Source organism: Flavobacterium ginsengisoli (assembly GCF_029625315.1).
In the GTDB taxonomy this organism is placed as follows: Bacteria; Bacteroidota; Bacteroidia; order Flavobacteriales; family Flavobacteriaceae; genus Flavobacterium; species Flavobacterium ginsengisoli.
This window is the reverse complement of record NZ_CP121110.1, coordinates 378,186-402,796: the sequence shown is the minus strand read 5'-3', so window position 1 is coordinate 402,796 and position 24,611 is coordinate 378,186. Positions and strand designations below refer to the sequence as shown.

Below are 24,611 nucleotides of genomic sequence, written 5' to 3'. Positions count from 1 at the left end.
TGACTTTTTACTTTACCAAATTAATTATTTTGTGTCCCACCAAAGTCTTGTTCCACCAGAATCTGGACCTCCTAATTTAGAGATTCCTTCATCTACACCAGATTTGTTTGATGAGTACTCATTTGTCGTGTAAATAATTCTTTTCATTAAAGATTTACCAACTCCAGCATCAGGATTATCTGTATTTAAAACTGGATAGATAACTTTAGCATCGCTTCTACGTAAATCTGCCCAAGATTCCCAAGATTCAGGGAAAATTGCTAAGTACTTTTGAACTGCAATTTGTGTTCTTTGATTTGATTCTGTTGAAGACCAAGCAACTGGCAATTTTACTGGAATATCTTGTAAATCTAATGTTGGATATACTGTTAAAACGTTTGGTAAAGTTGGTAAAGTTGATCCTGAAATATAAGCATTAATTGCTGTTGCATCAGTAATTCCCCATTGTAACATAGATAATCTAATACCAGTCTCATACAACGTTTTAGCATCTCCGCCCATATTCCATCCATTTAAAGCTCCTTCTGCTCTACTTAAGTAGTTTTCAGAAGCCATAAAGATTTCGATGTTTTTAGTTTCGCTAAGTGTGTTAGTTGCCCCATTTCCTAAAACATCATTATTAAAAGTAGAGAATTTAGTAGCTCCAAACTGATCTTGTAATCCTCCAACTGGTTTTCCTCTATAAACGCCTGTATCAATTGGAGAGAACCATTTTGCTAAACGCGGATCGTTGTATCCTACTAAAATACTTTCCATAGAAGAAGTCATTACATAGCCCCAGCTGTTTACAATCATGTTTAAATTGTTTGGAGTAATGTTACTAACTTTAAAATATGCACTTTGATCGTTTGTTTGCATAACTCCTGCTGCTACTGCAGCTTCAGCTTGAGTTTTTGCTCTTGCAGGATCTTTGTCAGAAATTCTTAAAGCTAAACGTAATCTCAAACTATTTCCAAAAACTCTCCATTTGTCAACACTTCCTGCATAAACTCTATCATTTGGTGCAAGAGAGGCAACAGAGGTCATAGAAGCAGAAGCTAATGTTGCATTTGCCTCGTTTAATAATTTAAAGAAATCATCGTAAATAAAATCTACACTATCATAAGATACACTTTCTTTACCATTACCAGCCTGAGTGTAAGGAAGTGGTCCATAAGCATCAACCATTTGGTTGTACATAAAAACTTTCCAAATTTTTAATACTGCTAGAGCTTCTGCATTTCCTTCAGATGCTTTAATTGCATTGTTTAAAGCTGGAACTGCAACAGTATAAAATTTTGACCATGCACGTCCTTCATACCCATTAACAAAAGCATTTCTTTCTGTACCATAAGGAACACTATTATATTGCACAAAAGTGGATGGCAGAATACCAGTTGCAATACCCCATGTTCCATGATCATCAACTCCTGGAGACGAATAAGAGCCGTTGTGAATTCCCGCATATAATGCAGATGCAAATGCTGGACCGGCTAATGTTGCATCCAACTGATCTTCAGTTAATGAATTAGGATCTTTGTTTATTTCATCAAAATCGCCAGTACAGCTTGATAAAATCGAAACTGCCATTAATGCAACTCCTAATGTTTTTATTTTAAAACTATATTTCATGATATCTCTTTTTTAATTAAAATCCGAATTTAACATTCACTCCATAATCTCTCGTTGATGGAATGTTGAAAGATTCTATTCCTTGTAAGTTACCTGTACCTGCACCAGCTTCTGGATCAAAGTACTTAGCTTTGTTTAAGAAGAAGAACAAGTTTCTACCTACTAATGAGAAATCGATGCTTGTAAATCCTGAGTTACCTAATAAACGTTTTGGCATTGAGTAACCAAAAACAAGTTCTCTTAATCTGATGTTTGTTGCATCATAAATAAATGGTTCTGCAATTGGAGTTCTTTGTCCGATAGCTGTCCAATATTGTTCAGCGTTAATGCTTGTTGTGTTTTTAGTGTAAGTTCCGTTTCCGTTATCTACAACACCATCAACAATGATTCCGCCATTTCTTCCTGCTAAAGTGATATCGCTTACCCCTAAACCAGCTTGTCTAGCTTGAGTGTATGAAATAACTTCACCACCAATTCTGAAATCAACTAAGAAGCTTAAAGAGAAATCTTTGTATTTGAAGTTGTTCTTGAAACCTGCAGTCCAATCTGGATTAAAGTTACCAGCACGAACATCAAAACCATTTGTTGCTAATGGAATACCAGCACTATTTACAAGGATTTCTCCAGCATCATTTCTTTGGAAACCTTTAATGTATAAATCACCATACTCACCACCTTGAACAACTTTACTTCTAACTAAACGTCCTTCACCAATTACTAACTCATCTCTTCCTTCAAAGATAGATTTTACTTTTGACTTGTAAGAAGCGTAGTTTGCTGTAATATCCCAAGTAAAGTTTTCTGTTTGAATTGGAGTTGCAGTAAGTGTGAACTCGATACCTTTATTCTCAATATCTCCACCATTTACGATTGCTCTAGAATATCCAGAAGATTCAGGAGTATTGATGTAGAAAATTTGATTATTAGTTAATGTCTTAAAGTATGTAAAATCTAAACCTAAACGATTATTGAAAAATCTAACATCAGCACCAAACTCTGTAGAAGAAGAAATCTCAGGTTTTAAGTTTGGATTTGCTTTTGTGTTTTGTCCGTATAACATACCACCATTTCCTCCAATGTAAGAGAATCTTTGTTGTGTTTGATACGGATCTGTATCGTTACCAACTTCTGCGTAAGAAGCTCTTAATTTAGCAAAACTAATTACTTCTGGCAATGTAAACATATCAGAAAGAACAGCAGAAAGTCCGAAAGATGGATAGAAATAATCTGTTGGTAGTGTAGAAGACCAGTCATTTCTAGCTGTTAAATCTAAGAATAAATAGTTTCTGAAACCAATTTGACCAAATCCGTAAACAGAGTTAATTCTTTTTTCTGAAGCTGTAGAAGTAGATTGAACTGTTTGCACGTTTGATAATGCGAAGTAATTTCTTTTACTTAATACCCCACCAGAATTTAAAGCTGAACTATTTTGTTGCAATGAACTCGCACCAGCGTTAAGACCAATAGAGAAATCTCCGAATTTTTCGTTGTAAGAAAGTAAAGCATCAATGTTTAATTCGCTTACTGTTTCATAAGATTCGCTATAAGAACCTAAGTTGCTGTTGAAAGCAGCTGTTGCATATCTGTTTCTTACGTTTTTGTTTGTCATTTGGTCTAAACCTGCTCTACCTTGTAAACTTAAAGTTTTTGTAAACTCATATTTAAGAGAAGCTAAACCAATAAATCTATTTCTTTTATCTGTACGAGCATCATCTCTTAAAGCAGACCAAAATGGGTTTCCACCTGGAGCTCCTGTTTCGTCAAGGAAATAGTTTACTTGTCTTTGTCCTGCAGCATCAATATATTCGAAGTCTTTGTAATCTCTATAAGCGATACTACGAGGCAATAAATAAGCAGATGTTCCGATAGATTCTTCACCAGTTCTCAATAAGTTATCAATATCTTGAACGATGTAGTTTGTTTTTACATCTAAAGATAATTTATCAGAAATTTTGCTTGTCAATCTTAAGTTAAGATTGTGTCTGTCCATTTGGTTTCCTCCAACAATACCTTCAGCACGTGTGTTAGTATAAGAGAAATAACCTTGTGCTTTTTCGTTACCAGCAGTAACTGTTAACGTGTTTGCCAAGTTATAACCTGTTTTGTAGAAATCAATAACGTTATTTGGCTGTGGAGAATAGCTTTGTGTAGCTGGTCCAGCATAATTTGGATTACGAACTAACTGCCAAGCAGATACCTGACGTCCGTCTAGAGGTGCACCCCAGCTTGAGCTTGAGTTAGAAACATAATTTCCGTTTGTACCTTGTCCGTACTCATTTTGTAAATTCATCAAGTTATAAGCAGAAGATGCCATAAAGTTAGATGATAACGAAACTGAAGTTTTTCCAGATTTACCAGATTTAGTCGTAATTACGATTACACCATTTGATGCTCTAGAACCGTAAAGAGCCGCTGCAGATGGTCCTTTCAAAACAGTCATCGAAGCAATATCTTCAGGGTTAATGTTTGAGATACCATCAGGCTGTGTTGTTCCTCCTGTATCAATATCAGGATTTGTATTAGTTGTTCCGTTACTAATTGGCACACCATCTACTACATAAAGAGGCTGGTTGTTTCCGTTAAGAGATCTGTTACCTCTTAATGTAATTCTAGAAGAAGAACCAACACCATTAGAAGTTGTAGAGAAGTTAAGACCAGCAACTTTACCAGAAAGTGAGTTGGCAACGTTTAATGATCTTGCTTCAGACAATTCGTCTACAGAAACATTCTGCGCAGAATATGTAATTGCTTTTTTCTCTCTTTTAATACCAAGAGCAGTAACAACTACCTCTCCTAATTGCTGTGTATCTGGACCTAAAGATACGTTAATTGTAGATTGTGATCCAACAGCAACTTCTTTTGTAGAAGATCCTACATAAGTAAAAACTAAAACTGCTGATTGATTAGGAACATTAATGCTGTATTTACCATCAAAATCTGATGAAGCACTTGTTTTAGTTCCTTTAACAATAATATTTGCTCCAGGAATTGGAATTCCGCTTTGAGCATCTGTTATCGTTCCTTTTACTGTTGTCTGCGCTTGTAGGCTTTGAAACCCAAAAAGGCATATGACAAACAGTAATTTTAGTACGCTTTTAATCATATTAGTTGTTTTTTTAGAGTTAATAACATGTTAAACTTAAGAATACATTCTGTTAACAAAATATAATTTCGACAAATGACAATTTTTCAAAGGTGTTGGTAAATCTTTGGTCATATATTGAAAGAAAACGTTTTCATTTGTAATCCTACTCTGCCTTATAAAAAAGGCCAAAATCTATTAATCGAATAGAAATTGGCCTTTTTTGATTGTATTCATTTTTTTAACTAAAAATCGTTTAAAATTATTCGGTGTTTAACACTTTTTAGTTAGAAACCTTGAATTTGGTTTTTAGAAGATCTATTGAGTTTCCGCCAACCATTACTTCGAAGTCTCCTGGCTCTACAACAAACTTCATTTGCCTGTTATACAGGCCTAATTCGTCCTTTGTAAGTGTAAATTCAACATTTTTTGTTTCTCCTTTTTTAATGTTTAATCGTTTAAAACCTCTTAAAGTTTTCTCTGGAGTTGTTACAGAACTGTAAACATCATTTACATATAATTGTACAACTTCATCTCCATCTAAATTTCCGGTGTTTTTCACATCAACAGAAACTTTTACGTCTCCGTCTGGTTTGATTTCGTTTGCACTGATTTTTAAATTAGAATATTCAAACTTCGTGTAACTCAATCCGTAACCGAATGAATATAGAGGGTGTTCGCTTTCTGCAACGTATTTATGTATCGCAGACGGCTTTTGATTATAATATATAGGTAACTGTCCAACCGATTTTGGAACCGTAATCGGTAATCTACCACCTGGATTGTAATCTCCAAATAAAACATCTGCTACAGCTCTTCCTCCTAATTCTCCTGGAAACCATCCTTCTAAAACTGCTGGAATATTTTCAGCAATCCAGTTTGTCGAAAGCGGACGGCCGTTTAATAACACACAAACTACTGGAGTTCCTGTTTTTTGAATCGCTTCAATCAATTCTTGTTGCATTCCGTGCAAATCCAAGCTTGCAACGTCTCTATTTTCCTCAACCAATTCGTTTGATTCTCCTAAAACTACAATTGCAACATCTGCTTTTTTAGCGGCATAGATTGCTGGCTGCATGTCTACTTTTTCTAAGTTCCAACGTAAGTGAGCTCTAGCTCCCCAGCCGCCTTCCCACATTTCAATGCGGACTTTGTATTTCTTTCCTGCTTCAATATTTTTAGGAGTGGTAACAATGCTTGTTGCTCCTTTTGTCCAGTTGTCGATAACCAATTGATCATCAACCCACATTCTGATTCCGTCATCTGAACTTAAACCTAACCAACCATCAAACGATTTGTCTGATTGAATATAGCCCGTCCAACGAATAGAAAAATCATCCACATTTACACCATCGCCAGGAGCCCAAGGCCAGTCAAATTCTAATTGGCTGTCAATACGAGTTAAAGCTGGAGTTCCTTGTAGCTCTCTGTTATTGAAATATTCTCCCTTTAATCCGTTTTGAGATCCGTCTGAAGTGAATAAATATTTAGATGGAATAGCCTGACCCTTTACGATCAAAGGAACACCTTCTTGGTAAACAACATTTGCTGTTTTTCCCATTATTTGTTGCACACCTTCGTAAACCGTCATTCCAACGCTGTTTTTAGGAGCATAACCTCCAAGTCTTGAAGCGTTTGCATTTGGCCCGATAACAGCAATGTTTTTAAGATTTTTACTTAATGGTAAAATATTATTGTCATTTTTTAATAAAACCATTGATTTTTGAGTCGCTTCTAAAGCAACAGCTTGGTTTTCTTTAGTATGAAAACGCTCTTTAATCAAGTTTTTATCTGTGTACGGATTTTCAAATAGACCCAATAAAAATTTCAAACGTAAAACTGCTCCCGCTGCACGGTCGATGTTCTCCATTGTCAATTTCTTTTCATTTACTAATTCAATAATTGTATTTTGCCAGAATTCATTAGAAAAATCGTAAAACTGCATATCAACTCCTGCAGAAACAGCTTCTCTAATCGCATCTTTTGGAGAATCAGCCACTTTGTGAGTTGTCTGAATGTATTTAATTGCTCCTAAATCTGAAACTACAAGTCCTTTAAAACCCCATTCGTTTCTCAAAACATCAGTCAATAACCAGTGATTTGCTGCACAAGGAATTCCGTCTAACTCAGAATATGCGCACATTGTTCCCAATGCGCCGCCTTTTGTAAATGCTTTTTGGAAAGATGGCAAATGATCTTCTCTAGCAGAACGTTCTCCAACTAAAATTGGAGAAGAATTTCCTCCTGCCTGTGGAATACCGTGAACTGCGAAGTGTTTAGGCTCAGCAATAATAGAACGATCCGATTTTAAATCGTCTCCTTGTAATCCTTTGATGAATGCCAAACCAATTTCACTGTTTAAAAATGCATCTTCACCAAAAGTTTCTGCAACTCTTCCCCATCTTGGCTCGCGTCCTAAATCTAAGTTTGGTCCAAAACCAAAATGAACTCCATGAGCTCTGGCTTCCATACCAATAACTTTACCCACTTTGTCTAAAACAGAAGTATCCCAAGTTGCTCCAAGTCCAATGTTCATTGGAAAAGCAGTGCTTCCTTCGTCTAAATATCCGTGAAGCATTTCACACATAATCAGTGCCGAATTCCCCAACGGTTTCCTTTGATTACATTAGTCTGCAAATCATTGATCATTTTCGCTGAACGCGGATAAAGATCATGAATTGCTCCAATCCCCAATTTCCCTATTTTTTCAGCCGACTTACCTTTAGCAAAATCTTCCTTCTCCTTAAAAAAATCTCCTCTATACATATCCATCTGACGCACTTTTTCTTCAAGTGTCATATGGCTTAACAAGTCTTTTACTCTATCTTCAACAGGAGCTTTTGCATCTTGATAAAGATACTTTTTCTGGGCATGGGTATGGTTTAAAAAACCAACAGCCATTACAAAAATAATGGCCGTTTTCCTCATTCTTAATTGTAACATAGTTGTGTGTGTTTAGTTTTGAATCACTTTAAGCTTTGTTCCATTCACAAAATCGTCGTGCGAAATAAAAAAGCTGTTAAGTGTTTTTCCGTTTATCTCAATCGAATTGATTTTTCCACCATTATTTTCTTGTCTTTCAATTATGATGTTTTCTTTTTTATAATATCTTGGATCTAATTTAATAGTCACTCTATGAAACATTGGCGTGGTAATGGTATAAATTGGATCTCCTGGAGAAATTGGATAAATTCCCATCATCGAATACACTAACCAAGCCGACATTGTTCCGGTATCATCATTTCCTGGCAATCCTTTTGGTTCATTTTTGAAATATTCCTGAACCAATTTCTTTACCATATCCTGAGCTTTATATTCTTCGCCTTTTACATAATTGAATAAATACGGATTGGCAATGTCTGGTTCGTTTGCCATATCAAACTGTTTGATATCAAAAATTTTCTGCAATTGTGCCGAAAAAGCTTGATCACCACCCATTAATTTCTTTAATCCGATAATGTCGTGCGGAACCATAAAAGCGTACTGCCAAGCATTTCCTTCGATAAAACCAACATTTTCTTCAAAATTAGCTCCAGAAGCAGGATCAAAAGGTTCGTACCATTTTCCGTCAGGCGTTCTTGGACGAAGCAGATTTAAGTTTTTATCAAATAATTTTCTGTAGGATAAAGAACGTTCTTTAAAACGTTTTACATTGTCTTTGTCTCCAAATTCGTTGGCCATAAGCGAAATGGAATAATCTGAAATATTGTATTCCTGAGTCGTCGAAACTGGACCTTTATGGTCGGTTGTCAAATATCCTTTTTTGATATAATCTTTCAATCCCGGACGAAGCGGATTATTTTCAATATTATCTGCGCTTTTCAACATCGCGTAATATGCTTTACTAACATCAAAATCATGAATCCCTCTCATATAAGTATCTGTAATTACTATACTTGCAGGATCTCCAACCATGGTAAAAGTTTCAGTCGAATTCAATTCCCATTTTGGTAACCAGCCGTTTTCATCGAACATACTCAACATACTTTTTACCATATCCGATTGCTGTTTTGGATAAACCAAAGACATTAACGGGTGGACATTTCTATACGTGTCCCACAAAGAAAATACGGTATAACGAGTATCTTTGGTTTTACGAATTTCACTTCTTTTGATTACTGGATATTCTCCGTTAATATCATTTAAAGTATTTGGGTGAATTAGAGTATGATACAAAGCCGTGTAGAAAATCGTATTGTCATCTTTTGAACCGCCTTCAACCAAAATTTTAGAAAGTTCTTCATTCCATTCGTTATAGGTTTCTTTGTAAATTGCGTCAAAAGATCTGTTACCCACTTCTTTTGCTAAGTTTTCACGAGCATTTTCGATACTTACGTACGAAATTCCGATCTTCACTTCAACCGTTTCTTGTTTATCGAATTTATAGGTAAAATAGCTTCCAATACTATCCCCCACAACGGTTTTGATCGTATTTTCCATCATTCTGGTTTTTCCGTTGTAGCCCATCCATTGTGCTTCGACACCGTTGTATTTCGCAGTTTTTTTCCAAACTCCGAATTTATCGGCAGGTTTAGAAAATTGAGCCACAAAATAAACCGGATAAGCATCTTCTGGGCTATTGTAACAGAATGATCCAACAGAACGCATTCCTTCAATTTCTGTTGAAGAAACCACTTTTATCATGGCACCTTCTTCATTCGTTAATCCTAGACCAAGATTTAGCAAAATATTAGATTGACCTTTCGGGAAAGTGAATCTGCTAATCCCAACTCGTTTTGAAGCTGTAAATTCGCCTTTTACTTTATACTTGTCGATGTTTACGCTGTAATATGCCGCTTTTGCAACTTCATTAGAATAAGTAGAACCATATTTTAAATGATCGACTTCTACTGCTCCAGTCGTTGGCATCAATAAAATAACGCCCAATTCTGGACAGCCGACACCACTTAAATTCACCTGACTAAATCCGGTCAAAAAAATATTTTCATTCACATACGGATTCGAAAGCCACTGACTGTCTTTTTCCATAGGCGTATTTTTTATTCCAGCCACATTAAACGGACTGATACTTGCCATTCCGCGCGGAGCAATTGGTCCTGGAAAAGCCGCTCCATAATTAGAAGTTCCAATAAACGGATTCACGAAATCGGCAGGCTCCTGCGCAAAAATCGTAATGCTAAAAAACAGCATGCAAAAAATACATGCTGTTTGAAATTTGTTTCTATTTAAAACCATAGGTTTCATTTTTATCTGTTGATCGCTTCAATTTTTAAAGTCCACGCTTCTTTTGCAGGAAGATTATTTCTTAAGCTTTCTGGAATAATTAATTTAAATCCGTTTCCTTCTTTTGTCCATTTTAAAGAAGTTTTAGAACCTAACATCGTAATCTTTGTTCCTTTTTTAGGACTGATATCTTTTACAGTAACTTCAGCAGGAATTTTGTCTTCTCCTTCTTTAGCTAAATAAAATGCAAATACATTACCTGCTTTATTTTGTGTAAAACAAATGTTTTCTTCTTTATAAGGTTCGATTGGTTTTGTATTGTAAATTGCTGTGCTGTTTACTTTCATCCAATCTCCGTAAGCTTGCAATAAATCGTAAGCGCCTTTATCCCATTCTCCTTCTGGACTTGGAGCAACGTTTAATAATAAGTTTCCGCCTTTAGCTACAATATCAATTAACAAATGGATTCCTTGTCTTCCTGTCATGTATTGAGCACCTGGAGAATAAGACCATCCACCACCAGCTGGAATACAAGATTCCCAAGGATAAGGCAATGTTTTATCAGGAACACGTCCTTCTGGTGTTAAGTAGTTTTGGTTTTTACCGTGAACTGCTCTATCTACCACAATTAAACCTGGTTGTTTCTGACGCGCTTTTACAACCAATTCATCCATTTTTGGATCTTGGTCTACCACTCTGTGTTTAATGAAACCGTTTTTAGATTCGTTTTCAGTAAATTTCTCGTCGTAGTTTTCTTTGATGTTCACTTGGTCTCTTTTTCTAACCCATCCTCCATCTAACCATAAGATATCTACTTTTCCGTAGTTAGAAAGAATTTCTAAGATTTGGTTGTGCGTGAAATCAACATATTTCTGCCATTTTTCAGGGTATAAAGACGGATCGTAGTTTACGTTTCTGTCGAATGGAGGAAAATAAGGATCCCAATAGTTTTCGTTATGCCAGTCTGGTTTAGAAAAATAAGCTCCAGTTGAAATACCTTCTCCTCTAAAAGAGTTGAAAATTTCTTTTAAAACATCTGCTTTCGGGTTCGTATGAAAAGGAACATCTTTACTAGTAATCTTGTAATCAGAATATTTAGTATCATACATATTGAAACCATCATGGTGTTTGGTGGTAAAAACCATGTATTTCATTCCCGCATATTTAGCCGCTTTTGCCCATTTTGCAGGGTCGAATTTTACAGGATTAAACGTTTTTCTTAATCCTTCGTAATCCTTGATATAATCATTATAATTAGATGGATTGCTTCCTTTTTTACGTTCACACCATCCATAATCTTCTGGACAAATAGACCAAGATTCTACAATACCCCACTGGCTGTAAGTTCCCCAGTGCATTAGCAAACCAAATTTTTTGCCTTGCCATTCGTCTAAGTTCTTTAAAACTAACGGATCTGTTTCTGGTACGTATCTTTCATCTTCATAAATCGCCTGAGCGAATATCTGAGCTGAAAATAAAAGGGCGATTATGAATATTCCTTTTTTCATCTTTAATCTAATTTATAATTTATTATTCTTTGTTTTTTTAGTTTAGTTTATCAAGTATCGGTTGATCTGTAAAAGTTAATTCTTTTGGAGTGTTTTCGTTAAGTTGCTCCAATACAACAAACTTATTTTCACCTTTGTTCAACCAACAACCTGGTACGTATAGCGTTTGCTGCGGGCCTACTTTCCAGTAGCGTCCAAGATTGTGTCCGTTAACAAATACAATTCCTTTTCCCCAAGCAGACATATCAAGAAAAGTATCAGCTGGTTTATCGATGTTTACTGTAGCTTCATATAAAACTGGACGTCCTGGTTTTATCGTTTCGTTTTTAATAGCTGGCACTTCACTCATTGGCATTTTATACATTTCCCAACCACCACTAATTTCATATTCATTAATGAATACTGGAGAAATAATTCCTTTCGTATTATGTACAATTTCGGCACCGTAATTAATGCGTCCCATATTTTCAACCAGAATTTCTAAAATACCATTAAACGGAATAGAAACTGTCAGTTCGTAATTTTTGAAAACTCTATTCAATTCACCCACCTTAACTCCATTTACATAAACGGTAGCAAAGTCTCTCAATCCCTCAATTTTCAATTTGCCAGAAGAAATTGGTCGCGTAAATCTTTTTCTATACAAAACATATCCATTTCCCTGACCTAACTTTTCAAATGTTAAAGGCTGATCATTTACAACCGCTTTTTCTTTTTTGATCCAACTTAAAACATCCATACTGGCTTGGACAGGCTGATTTGGATATTTTGTAACCGGTATTTTCTCTGGAATCGGTGCTAATTTTGTTTTAGAATACTTTTGCATTACTTCACGAATGGCCATAAATTTTGGTGTTGCCCAACCTGCTTCGCTAATAGGTGCATCATAGTCATAACTTGTAATATCCGGCTGAATATCACTTTCTTCATTATAATTTGCTCCAGAAGTAAATCCGAAATTAGTACCGCCATGCACCATATAATAATTAAAAGAAACGCCTGCATCAAGGTACTTTTTAGTTTGGCTTGCAATCTCCTCAGATCCAATTTTAATAAATGGCTCTGCCCAATGATCCAACCAACCAGAATAAAACTCTGCTACCATATAAGGCCCTTGCCCTTTGTGGTATTTATCAACCTGCTTCTTTAAATTTTCTATATTTGATTCCCCATTTGCAGTTGGCAATACGCCTTCAACCATGCCGCCTTCAAATAACCAAGAACCATCAGAAGTAAAAAATGGTTCTGGGAATCCCGTTTCTTTAAGTATATTGTAAATTGCAGTTTTGTATGCTTTATGATCTTCAGCACTAATATCAGTTCTTTGAGAAACATAAGAACCAAATTCATTTTCAGCCTGAACCATAATGATTGGGCCTCCCTGATTAGCAAAATTTCCCTTTACGACTGCGTATAAATGTTCCAGATACGTTTTACAAGCTTCTAAAAATGCTTTGTTATTGGTACGAATTACTAAATCTGGATTGTTTTGCAACCACCAAGGATATCCTCCAAATTCCCATTCACCACATGCATACGGGCCTGGTCTAAGAATCACATATAATCCTTCACTTTTAGCAATGCGTAAAAACTCTGCCAAATCTCTATTTCCCGTTTTAAAATCCCATACACCTGGTTCTATTTCGTGATAATTCCAAAACACATAGGTCGCCACGGTATTCAATCCCATAGCTTTAATCATTTGCAATCGATGTCTCCAATACTCTTTAGGAATACGCTCATAGTGCATTTCTCCCGAATGTATTTTTATAATTTTCCCATCTTTTTGAAATTCTCCATTAGATATAGAAAATCCTTTGGTTTGCGCCTTTGTAAAAAACGGCATCACGCAAATCAATAATACACCGAGCTTAAATAATATCTTATTCATTTTTTAAAATATTTAATTCACCAAAATCTCATCTACAAACAACCAAGAGCTTTCTCCTTTTGGACTTTTCTTTAAGTTGCCACCGATTACTTTTACAAAACGTGCATTTTGTTTTTGGAAATTGATTTTGAAATCTTTCAACTCCGGAACTGGATTTGTCGCATACGGACGTGTTATTTTTCCAACTTGCGTATATTTAATTCCATCAGTAGAAATTAAAACTTTCACTTGAATTGGGAAATTAACTCCTGCGCCTTGACTTTCTAAAGCTCCAACTGATACTTGCTCAATACTTTCTACTTTTTCAAGATCAATTACCAATTCCATATCATTAACTAGCCAAGCTTGCCATTGCCCATCGTGGAAATTTTTGCTTCCGCGAATGGCATTTACCATAGTATTAGCATCTCCCTTATAATTCTCATTAAAAGGTGTTAAGTATTTTACTTTTTTCGCAAATCCCTTATGGAAAACAATCGTATCTGTAAATGTTTTTCCAACTGGTTTTTCGTCTTGAAATAAAGAAGCTTTTAAAACTGTAGTTTCTTTAATTTCAATTGGCGTAGTATATTTTATAGCATGGTGATCGATGCTTTGGTTTCCTAAAACATAGCGGATATCTGGATTTGGAAATTCATTTTTCAATTCCACTTTCACTTGTTTATTTGCCAAATCAGCTGTAGAAGAAGCCGTTACCAAATAAGCGCTTTTTGCATAATTTAATCCCTGATAATCGTAACGCTTGAACATTGAAAACAATCTCGATGTAAAATCGTTCCAATTACGTTTCTCTTTCGGACTCCATAATGTTTCTGATAAAGCGGCTAATCTTGGGAAAATCATATATTCAGAATCTTTTGGACCAGCGATATGTTCTGCCCATAAATTGGCTTGTCCGCCTAAAATATGCGAAGCTTCTTCAGGAGTCATTCCTTGTACAACTGGATCAAACTGATATACTTTATTTAACGGATTATAAGCATCAAAAGCTAAAGGTTCTTCATTTTGAGGTCCTTGATAGAAGTTAAAATAACAAGGAGATTCTGGAGACATAATTACATCGTGGCCTTGTTTAGCAGACCTCTGCACCAATTTTTTCACCTCTCCAGCACATAATTGTTGCGCTTGGATTTAATCCGCCTTCCAATACTTCGTCCCAGCCAATTAGCTTTTTACCTTTAGAATTAACATATTTTTCAATACGTTTTACAAAATAACTTTGTAATTCTGCTACACTTTTTAAGTGCTCGTCTTTAATTCTTTTTTGACAGTGCGGACATTTTGCCCAATTGGTTTTAGTCGCTTCATCTCCTCCAATATGAACATATTTTGAAGGGAAAATGGCCATTACTTCGTCTAAAACATTCTGTAAAAACTCAAACGTAGTTTCTTTTCCTGCACAGTAAATATCTGTTAAAGGCCAAACTCCTCCAGAAGGAACTCCAATTCTCTGATCGAAACAAGCCAATTCCGGATAAGATGCAATGGCACTGCTTACGTGAGCTGGCATTTCGATTTCTGGAATTACTTCAATTCCTTTTGTGGTCGCATATTTTACAATTTCTTTTAATTCTTCTTGTGTGAAGAATCCACCATAAGTTCCTTTTTCGTCAGGATTTGTGGTTAATCTGGCATTCCAGCTTCTGTTTTCCTGATCTACTCTCCATGCGCCAACTTCTGTTAGTTTTGGATATTTTTTGATTTCAATTCTCCAACCCTGATCGTCTACTAAATGCATGTGAAGAACATTCATTTTATGTGTCGCTAAACGGTCTATTGTAGCTAAAACATAATTTTTATCAAAGAAATGACGTGAAAAATCCAGCATTAAACCTCTCCATTTAAAACGAGGTTCATCATTAATAGTCAAACTTGGAATCTGCCATTTTGCAGAAGTAATTGCAAACTGACTTTCAATTGCTTCAGGAAGTAATTGTCTGATACTTTCTAAAGCATATAAAAAACCATTATTCCCTTTTGCAGAAATAACAATATTAGTCGGATTTACATCTAAAACGTAAGCTTCATTCTTTAAGTTCGGATCTGTTTTCAATAAAACATAATTACTCGCAGGAGCTTTTGTAGTCACTTCTGGTTTCCATCCTGCAGCAGTCCCAAATTTAGAAGCCAAAGCATTTGCGAGCATCTTTTTGGAAATCACCGTTTACTACAAATTTTGTGTCTTTTGTAAATTCAAAAACACCTGTTTTAATCAGAGTTTGAGTCGGTTTCGGAATGATGCGAATATCACTTTCCGTGTAAACTTTCTGCGCGTTAGCCGAGAAAATTGAAGTGATTACGGTTAATAGGAATAGTAATTTTTTCATTCTTTGTTTTTTGGTTTCTCTAATTGTTTGTTCAAACATTTAAAGATGTAGTTTTTAGGTTTAGTTTGTCATTTCGTTAGCAGCTCCTCAAAGTAACTCGCCAATCTTTGTAGAGTTTCTTGCGAAGATTTCTCCTTCGTCGAAATGACAAATATTGCATTTCATATCTTCAACGGATTAAAATCCGTTGCTACAAAATAATCCGTTCTTTCGGAACTTTTTATGAAAGAGCCATTGGCTCGAAATATATTGTAGGGATGGATTTTAATCCATCTAACGTAATCATATTTATTTATCCCAAGACATTTTAAATTTCGCATCTTCCATTCTATGTCCTTTTGCATCATCAGAAACAGCGAAATTAAATCCTGATCTTAAGCTGTAACCTGCGTATTCACCGTTTTTATTCAAAGCAATAAAACCAACTTGCAGGTATTCCATGTCTTTGTGGTTTTTATGTTTGTTGTAAATACGTTCTGTAATTTCTTTACAAGCATCATAAGGAGATTTTCCTTGACGCATTAATTCGACAACCATTGCGCTTCCAGCAGTTCTAATAACGGCTTCGCCCAAACCTGTTGCCGCTGCAGCTCCAACTTCGTTGTCCAAGAAAAGACCTGCGCCGATTATTGGGGAGTCACCGACGCGTCCGTGCATTTTCCAAGCTGCACCGCTCGTGGTACATCCGCCAGAAAGGTTGCCATCTTGGTCTAACATTAGCATGCTTATGGTATCGTGATTTTCTATATTAATAACTGGTTTGTATTTGGAATCTTCCAGCCATTTTTTCCAGTCTTTTTCAGATTCTGGAGTCAGTAAATTTTCTTCTTTAAAGCCTTCTGATAAGGCAAACTGTAATGCTCCCTGTCCTGCCAACATAACGTGCGGAGTATTTTGTAATACTCTTTTTGCAACCGAAATTGGATGCATTATTCCTTGTAAAAAACAAACAGAACCACAATTGCTGTTATGATCCATAATACAAGCATCTAAGGTAACTTTTCCTTCGCGATCCGGATATCCTCCATAACCAACACTACGTATAGTTGGATCTGCTTCAGGTATTTTCATTCCCGCTTCGATAGCATCCAAAGCCGATTTCCCTTCTTTTAAATTCTTCCAGGATTCTTTATTCGCAGGCAAACCGTGATTCCATGTCGAAATAATAATTGGTTTGGTCTGCTTTTTTCTTTTGGTTCTGCTGTTTCTTCATTTTCATGATTAGCAAGCAAATCCACTTACGCCCAAAACAGAACTTATGGCTAAAGTGCCTAAAGTGGTTTTCTTAATAAAATCTCTTCTATTTGACATGTCTTTTGGTTTTAATTCAACTTTCAGAAACAAAACGTTCTTAATGTTGCTAAATTAATCAGTAATAATTTTTAATCCCAGTAAAATCGACTACAAGGCCGATTTTACGGCCGCAATTGTTTTTAAATTACTATCCGATAAGGCATTTCCGTCAAAAAATGAAACTCCTGTTGCACCATTTTTCTTAGCCAGCAAAATCGCTTCTTTCAATTCTGCATCCGATTTTAATCCCGGAATATAAATCCCTGTATTTATTTTCGTTTGTTTTCCTTCTAAATCGGTTACGCCTTGTTTGGTTGCATAACCTACCCAGTCAATTTCTTCATCATAAAAACTATGATAAATCATTGGATATACTTCGTCAATATTCCATTTGTCCCAACGCTGGCGCACCATATGATCTGCCATTTCTGGATAAGGGAATACCGCAAGCAGTTAATTTTTTATTGTATTTGTGTGCGATTTTATACGCATCATCAACTACCGCTTTTACTGCATTTAATCTGAAGTTTTTCCACTCCATATCAATTGAAGTGTTGTGGCTATTTTTCGGATTTTTATGATGTTCTTTTTCGAATTTGCTTACGCAGGCATCACAATAACAGAAATCAAATTGTGGTAGTTCTACATCCTGAACCAAGTTGTATTTTGGCAACAAACTAATTGGCAGAAAAATATCTGGGAAACGAATGTAATCTAAGTGCACACTTTCAATTCCTTCTACTTTTGCTAAACCTTCAACCAAACCTAAAACGTGATTTCTAGATTCTTCTTTAGTTGGGCAAAGCCATTGGTAATAATCTACATACGGACGGTTATCAAAACAAGATTTTCCTTCTTTGCTTACTTGATACCAATCTGGATGTTGTAGAGCAACTGAATCATTTGGACGGTTCATTGCCATAATCCAAGCGTGTACTTTTAGTCCTTCTTTTTTTGCAAGCGGAACTAATCTTGCTAATAGTTTCGGATCGGTTTGTGTGTTAATTAAAACTTCGTCGATTCCTCCGTCTTTGTATTTTTTGAATTCTTTTGAATAATCTGCATCCGATTTTTTAGCGTCGGCAGTTGTCCAGACTCCAAAAGTGAATTTACCGTTTTGCTGATCTTTATTTTCTTTTTGTCCGCACGAGAATAAACTCAGCGAAAGCGCTAATACTAAAACTTTTGATAGTTTTTGCGACTTATTCGTTCGTAATAATTTTACCATCTTCTTTAATTATTAAGGTTTTGTTTGAAAAAGGACTCTTTACCAAGATATTAAATCCTGATGAATGATTTTCTAAAACTGGTTTTAAAACTTTTCCATCAACAACTATATTTTTTTTACTGATACTTTGCAGTGATTTTGCCCATGATTTATTTTTATCAAAATATCTCTTTTGAGCACGGTACAATGTATACAGTTCCCATTTTACTTTTTCTTCCTGCGGAATTGTAAATTTATCATCGCTTTCTTTTGAAGAGAAGTATACATAAGCCCATTTTTCGGGCTCATGCATATTTATCACTCCCATAGGCGACCAAACCCAATTGTATTCTGGGAGAAACTTTCCTTCTGAATCTTTTTTTCTTTCGTATTTTCCGTCAACGATAGAATGCTCGCCAATTTACCCGAGAGAAATTGACTCTCCAAAACTTATCTTTTGGAACAATGTCATCAAAATAGGATGTTTTATAAACCGACCACGGAATTGCAATTTCTAATGTCCAGCCTTTATCAGTATCGGAAGCATTATTTAAAGTTCCGTCAACCTTTACAGCCGATTTTAAACCATCTATATTCCAATCGTTTAGAACGGTATTTTTTTCACGGTAGGGTTTATTGATGAATAAATCCCAAGCCGTGTTTAAGGCATTAATTTCTAATTCATAATAATTGTGCGTATCGTTATCTGGATCGATAAAAACCTCAAAATCATTATTGTAGAAAATAATAGTATCGCGCTGTCTTAGATTTGCCCAAACGTGAGGTTCTTCTATTTTAGCGAGAATATAGTAGTATTTATCGTCCCATAACATTTTGACTTGAGTCTTGTATTTTGGAGTTTCAACGCCTTCTATGTCGACAAAAGGAGTTGTCCAAGATGCTTTTTCCCAGTCTTTATCTGCGCCGTCTCCGTCAATAACAATTTCTTTTGAAGTTTTATAGGCAATATAACTTTTTGGTGTAACCTCTTTTTCAGATTGCGCATAACCCATCAATCCAACAAAAAAAACGGCAAGGGACAATAAATTACTTCTACTATGCATCTTTATATTATAAACTATTTTCTTTTGTAAACTGAATTACTTCACTTAATTTTCCGAAAGCGATTGCTACGTGAGTATCTGCTGCACCGTAATAAACCGCTAATTTATCTTCCTCAATATTGTGTAAAGCAGCACAAGGGAATACTACGTTTGGAACGTCTCCAACCATTTCATAAGTCTCTGCTGGTCCTAATAAATAAGGTTGTGTTCTGTATTTTACTTGGTCTGGCGAATCAACATCTAAAAGTGCTGAACCCATTGCATAACGGAAACCGTTGCAAGTATTGATTACTCCGTGGTAAATCATTAACCAACCTTCGTCTGTTAAAATCGGAATTGGTCCTGCACCAACTTTTGTACATTGCCAAGCACTTTGTTCAAACGGACTTGGTTTCATTACCAATCTGTGTTCTCCCCAATATTTCATGTCTGGGCTATAGCTGATCCAAATATCTCCGAAAGGCGTGTGTCCGTTATCACTTGGACGGCTTAACATCGCGTACTTTCCATTAATTTTCTGTGGAAATAAAACTCCGTTTCTGTTGAATGGTAAAAAGGCATTTTCACATTGGAAAAATTCTTTAAAATCGAAAGTATAACCAATACCAATTGTTGGTCCGTTGTAACCGTTGCACCAAGTAATCCAGTAACGGTCTTCGATCCAAACTACACGTGGATCATATTTATAAGCAGATTCGATCATTTCTGTATTTCCAGATTTCATCTCAATTGGTTCATGGTTAATGTCCCAATTGATACCATCTTTACTGAAACCAGCAAAAATATTCATCTGAACCGCTTTATTATCACATCTGAAAACCCCAGCATATCCGTCTCCAAAAGGTACAACTGCACTATTGAATATACTGTTTGATGAAGGAATCGAATATCTGTCGATAATTGGATTCTCAGAATATCTCCACATTACATCTTTACTGTTTTCGGGTCTGTCTTGCCAAGGAATAGTACTCATTTTTTGTTTTTTTTTATTATTAGTTTTTTTATTCTTTTATTCTGTTGTTTGTGACTGTTGTTTTGAACTGTCACACACAGTTTTGTCATTTCGACGAAGGAGAAATCTCCACGAGTAACTCTACAAAGATTGGCAACTTACGAGATGGAGCTTCTTGCGAAGATTTCTCCTTCGTCGAAATGACAAACTGTATGGTAAAACTTTGTCAAAGTTTGAAACTTTGACAAAGTTGCTACACGTATTATTCTTCTATCTTACGAACTCTATCCAGCCAAGTAAACTTCAACACCGTAGTCGTCACTAAAAACACTGCTAAAGCAACACCCGCCTTCGGATAATCTCTTATAATGAAATAAATTGGAAGCAGAATCATACTTGACTGCCATACAATTCCAATTACACAATTCATCATATCAAGATAGAAATCATTATTTTTTTGGAAAGATTGATCTTCCGCTTTCAATTGTTTGTAAACTGGCCCCCAGAATCCCCAAGGTCTAACGTTTGTATAGAAAGATTTCAGTACTTCTATATCTGTTGGTTTGCTTAAGTAAGTTCCCAAAAGACAACCTAATATTGACATTCCGAAAATTAATGGGAATAAGTAAATTGATGGCACTTGCGAAAGATCATGCAAGAATGTCCCCGCTGCTAAATTTCCTTTGTTTTGATCTAAAATGAATTGAAGAGAAGTCGCAATTAATCCGCCGACCATTCCCCAGAAATACCCCCATCCGTTGAAACGCCACCAAATCCATTTTAGGAAGTTTGCTTGCAACGTAACCTCCGTATAAAGCACTTGTAATCCAAAGTGTTAATGAGTTGATAGAATCTGCAAAGAATCCCATGAAAACTCCAAGACCAACAACCAAGAAAGAAGAAATCTGACTTACTTTAATATAGTGTTTGTTTGAAGCAACAGGTTTGAAATACTTTTTATAAATATCATTTACAATATACGCTGGACCTGCATTTACGAAGGCTGAGAATCCAGACATGAAAGCGGCTAATAATCCTGCTAAAAGAATTCCTTTAATTCCAACTGGGATATAAAGATTTACAACTTTTGGCATCAATAATTCTAAATCTGCTCCTGTTAGATTAACGTTTGCGTTTAATTCTGGAGCTAAATTTACTAAGGCAATAACTACAATTCCTGTGATTAATAAATACCTCGGAATGAATAAAATCAAGTTGGTAAAACCACTCATGTAAGCCGCTTCTTTTACCGATTTCGTAGAAAGAACTCTTTGTAAATCGTAACTTGGAGTTGGTCCTGCAACACTCGCAAAAAATCCTTTGAATAAAGTCATTCCAATAAAAGCGCCGAACATTTTGTAACCTTCAGTATCAATTAATCTGTTGAAAGTTTCGAATTTATCGCTCCATTGCGTTTCAAATTCCCATCCGAAGAAAACATTTTTCCATTCTGGCGTAATAACCGAATTGATTTGAATATCTGTATAATTGATGAATGCATAACCAGCGATTAAAACTCCGGCAACAATCATAATAATATATTGTACTACTTCTGTTGCAACTACAGAAAACATTCCGCCTTTAACGGTATAAATGGTAGTCAAGAAAATGATTAACAAAGCATAAGCTTGTTCTGATGTTAAGAAAACAGAACCATTCATGTGAACTGTTAAATCCCAAGGAAGAATGATGGTTACAAATTTTCCGATTCCAACAAAGAAATAAGCGATGAAACCAATTGTAGAAATAATAGCAAAAATAGCTACAATAATATGCGATGCTTTTCCAGCTTTGTCGCTTCCAAAACGAGTTAAAATCCATTCAGATCCCGTCATTACTTTTGATCTTCTAATCCAGACTGCGAGAAACATCATGACAAAAATCTGATTCCAGATTGGCCAAAGCCACATAAACATGAAACTTTTTACGCCATATAAAAATAAAACTCCAATCATCCAGGAAGTTCCTGAAACATCAAACATTCCTGAGCCATTGCTCAATCCTAAGAAATACCATTTGATTGATTTCCCTCCAAGGAAATAATCATCAAGTCCTTTTGATGCTTTTCTTGAAATCCAGATTCCGATACCGACCGAGAGTACGATATAGATTAAAATGATTGATACGTCAATAATGTTCATTAAATTATTTATTTTGAATTAGTTAGTTTAGACCCCAATTTTGGTTTGGCTGTGCCCCCATTACAAAATGAAGTACACCGCCTTTTTGCATTTCTTGGTGAGAAATGGCTGTTTTATTAAATGTTTTTCCGTTTAAAGTAGCCGATTGGATATAGAAGTTTTTGTCTGAAACATTTTCTGCCTCAATCACAAAAGTTTTTCCGTTTGGAAGATTTAAGGTCGATTTCTCAAAAATCGGACTTCCAATTTCGTATTCTCCCGAAGCTGGGTTCATTGGATATAATCCCATTGAACTAAATACATACCAAGCCGACATTTGTCCGCAATCTTCGTTTCCGCTCAAACCATTTGCTGTGGTATTATATTGTGTGTCCAAAATATGACGAACCCAATATTGCGTTCTCCAAGGCTGACCTGCATGGTTGAACATATAAGCAATGTGGTGGCTTGGCTCGTTTCCGTGTGCATATTGTCCGATTAAACCAGAAATATCTGCTGAAACATTGTTTCCAGTAATTTCAGAACTCTCTGTGAATAACTGTTCTAAACGTTTTGTGAAAGTGGCATTTCCGCCATGAAGTTTAATAAAATTGTCAACGTTATGAGGCACAAACCAGCTGTGTTGCCAAGCATTTCCTTCAGTATAATCTGTGTGTTCTCTATGATTAGAGTGTTTTGGGTCGAAAGGTTCGTTCCAAGATTTTCCATCTTCAGATTTTCCTCTCATGAAACCAGATTTGGCATCAAATAAATATTCGTAAGCTTTTGAACGTTTAGAGAAAAACTCATAATCTGTTTGTTTTCCTAAAGCTTTCGCCATTTGAGCCACGCACCAATCATCATAAGCATATTCTAAAGTGATTGTAACTGATTCGTCTAATAAATTGTAAGGAATGTATCCGTATTTTTTGTAGAAGTTCAATCCGCGTTCGTCTTGCATCATTGTTGCTTTCATTGCTTCAAAAGCCTTTTCAGCATCAAAACCTTTAATACCTTTTAAATAAGCATCAACAATAACCGGAATCGAGTGATATCCTGTCATTGTATTGGTTTCATTTGCATATAAAGTCCAAACCGGAAGTATCTTTTTGGTTTCGTAGTACGCTAACATCGAATTCACCATATCTGAAACCCTACTCGGATCTAAAATAGTTAGCAGCGGATTTTCAGCTCTAAACGTATCCCAAAGAGATAAGGTGGAATAAGCTGTGTAATTTTTTGAAGTTACAATTTTATCATCCTCCGTTCTAAATTGTCCGTTTTTATCACTGTACGTTACTGGAGCAACTTGAGCATGGTATAAAGCCGTATAGAAAATAGTTTTTAGAGAATCGACTGGAGTTTCAACTGTAATTTTGCTTAAAGCTTTGTTCCAAACTGCAGAAGCGTCTGTTTTTACTTTCTCAAATTCTTTGTTCTCTTCTAGATTATCTTTCGCATTAGCGATACTTACAGAAGAAAGCGCCACTTTTACGCCTAATTCTTTAGAGTTTTTAGGATCGAAAAATAATTGAAGAGCAGTATTTTCGCCTTCAGCGCTTTTCCCTGAGACTACTTTTTTATCTGCCGTAATAATAGATTCAATAATTGGCTTAGAAAATTTTGCTACAAAAAATACTTTCTGATTTTTTGCCCAACCTGTACTATAACGGTAACCGCTAATAGTATTTGCATCTTCAACTGTAATAGCTGTTTTTGTTGCTTTGTCCCAATTAATAGCAAAACCTAAGTCGACAACAACAGATTGTGTGTCGTTATTATTATAGGTATACTTATGGTATGCGGTTCTTTGTGTAGAAGTTAATTCTACATTGATTTTAGGATCTTCAAGAAAAACTTGGTAATAACCCGGTATTGCTTTTTCGTTAACATGATTATATTTTGATTTATACGGTAAGAAATCGCGTGAAGCGGCTTTGGCGGTTAAGTCTAACTTTTTGTCTGTCGGCATAAATAAAATATCAGCCAAATCACCGATTCCTGTCCCGCTTAAATGTAAATGACTAAATCCAGAAACTATGGAGTCCGAATAATGATAGCCCGAACACCAGTCCCAACTAGAAATTCCATTATCTGGACTCACTTGAAGCATCCCAAACGGAACTGTTGCGCCAGGATATGTATGTCCGTGGCCTCCAGTACCTATAAAAGGATCAACATAATTTGTTGCAAAACTTTGCGGATGTTTATTTTTATCTACATTTATTTTGCAACTTGCAGTAAAAATTACCGTCAGAGAAAGCGGCGTAATTTTCCTCATATCAAAACAATATTAATTTAACTTTAAATTTATACAAATTCAACTTTTACCAAAATATTTTTAGACGGACGACATTTAAACAGCTCTAAAC

General features: G+C 35.6%; 13 protein-coding genes and 4 pseudogenes. All 17 read right to left on the bottom strand.

Annotation, left to right across the window (positions count from 1 at the left end; all coding sequences use genetic code 11):
- Window positions 1–24: 24 nt before the first annotated feature.
- The 17 genes and pseudogenes from P5P87_RS01725 to P5P87_RS01650 all read right to left on the bottom strand — a co-directional run bounded on the left by P5P87_RS01725 (window position 25) and on the right by P5P87_RS01650 (window position 24,520).
- Window positions 25–1,611, bottom strand: a complete 1,587-nt coding sequence (locus P5P87_RS01725; protein ID WP_278021330.1) for a SusD/RagB family nutrient-binding outer membrane lipoprotein — start codon at window positions 1,609–1,611, stop codon at window positions 25–27.
- Window positions 1,612–1,627: 16 nt separating this feature from the next.
- Complete coding sequence (locus P5P87_RS01720; protein ID WP_278021329.1) at window positions 1,628–4,714, bottom strand: SusC/RagA family TonB-linked outer membrane protein; 3,087 nt, start codon at window positions 4,712–4,714, stop codon at window positions 1,628–1,630.
- 262 nt (window positions 4,715–4,976) lie between these two features.
- Window positions 4,977–7,271, bottom strand: coding sequence for a glycoside hydrolase family 3 C-terminal domain-containing protein (locus P5P87_RS01715; RefSeq protein ID WP_278021328.1), 2,295 nt, complete (start codon window positions 7,269–7,271; stop codon window positions 4,977–4,979).
- 11 nt (window positions 7,272–7,282) lie between these two features.
- Window positions 7,283–7,636 (bottom strand): hypothetical protein, encoded by a 354-nt coding sequence (locus tag P5P87_RS01710; protein ID WP_278021327.1) that lies wholly within the window; start codon window positions 7,634–7,636, stop codon window positions 7,283–7,285.
- Window positions 7,637–7,648: 12 nt separating this feature from the next.
- Window positions 7,649–9,889 (bottom strand): GH92 family glycosyl hydrolase, encoded by a 2,241-nt coding sequence (locus tag P5P87_RS01705; RefSeq protein WP_278021326.1) that lies wholly within the window; start codon window positions 9,887–9,889, stop codon window positions 7,649–7,651.
- A gap of 11 nt (window positions 9,890–9,900) precedes the next feature.
- Complete coding sequence (locus P5P87_RS01700; RefSeq protein WP_278021325.1) at window positions 9,901–11,385, bottom strand: alpha-L-fucosidase; 1,485 nt, start codon at window positions 11,383–11,385, stop codon at window positions 9,901–9,903.
- Between the two features lie 37 nt (window positions 11,386–11,422).
- Complete coding sequence (locus P5P87_RS01695; RefSeq protein ID WP_278021324.1) at window positions 11,423–13,276, bottom strand: glycoside hydrolase family 35 protein; 1,854 nt, start codon at window positions 13,274–13,276, stop codon at window positions 11,423–11,425.
- Window positions 13,277–13,288: 12 nt separating this feature from the next.
- A complete protein-coding gene (locus P5P87_RS01690) occupies window positions 13,289–14,026 on the bottom strand; it encodes an FN3 associated domain-containing protein (protein WP_278022846.1) in 738 nt (245 codons plus the stop codon).
- 105 nt (window positions 14,027–14,131) lie between these two features.
- A pseudogene (locus tag P5P87_RS01685) lies at window positions 14,132–15,422 on the bottom strand (beta-N-acetylhexosaminidase); the annotation flags it as partial.
- Window positions 15,397–15,603 (bottom strand): hypothetical protein, encoded by a 207-nt coding sequence (locus tag P5P87_RS01680; RefSeq protein ID WP_278021323.1) that lies wholly within the window; start codon window positions 15,601–15,603, stop codon window positions 15,397–15,399. The pseudogene P5P87_RS01685 and the gene P5P87_RS01680, both read right to left, overlap by 26 nt.
- Window positions 15,604–15,891: 288 nt before the next feature.
- A pseudogene (locus P5P87_RS01675) lies at window positions 15,892–16,914 on the bottom strand (isoaspartyl peptidase/L-asparaginase family protein).
- 90 nt (window positions 16,915–17,004) lie between these two features.
- Window positions 17,005–18,124, bottom strand: a pseudogene (locus P5P87_RS01670) (putative glycoside hydrolase).
- Window positions 18,099–18,431, bottom strand: coding sequence for a hypothetical protein (locus tag P5P87_RS25700; protein ID WP_340696612.1), 333 nt, complete (start codon window positions 18,429–18,431; stop codon window positions 18,099–18,101). Before P5P87_RS25700 ends, P5P87_RS01670 begins: the two are co-directional and overlap by 26 nt.
- A gap of 70 nt (window positions 18,432–18,501) precedes the next feature.
- Window positions 18,502–19,167, bottom strand: coding sequence for a carbohydrate-binding family 9-like protein (locus P5P87_RS25695; protein ID WP_340696611.1), 666 nt, complete (start codon window positions 19,165–19,167; stop codon window positions 18,502–18,504).
- 7 nt (window positions 19,168–19,174) lie between these two features.
- A complete protein-coding gene (locus P5P87_RS01660) occupies window positions 19,175–20,140 on the bottom strand; it encodes a glycoside hydrolase family 130 protein (RefSeq protein WP_278021322.1) in 966 nt (321 codons plus the stop codon).
- Between the two features lie 241 nt (window positions 20,141–20,381).
- Window positions 20,382–22,260: pseudogene (locus tag P5P87_RS01655) on the bottom strand (sodium:solute symporter family protein).
- Window positions 22,261–22,282: 22 nt separating this feature from the next.
- Window positions 22,283–24,520 (bottom strand): GH92 family glycosyl hydrolase, encoded by a 2,238-nt coding sequence (locus P5P87_RS01650; protein WP_278021321.1) that lies wholly within the window; start codon window positions 24,518–24,520, stop codon window positions 22,283–22,285.
- Window positions 24,521–24,611 lie beyond the last annotated feature (91 nt).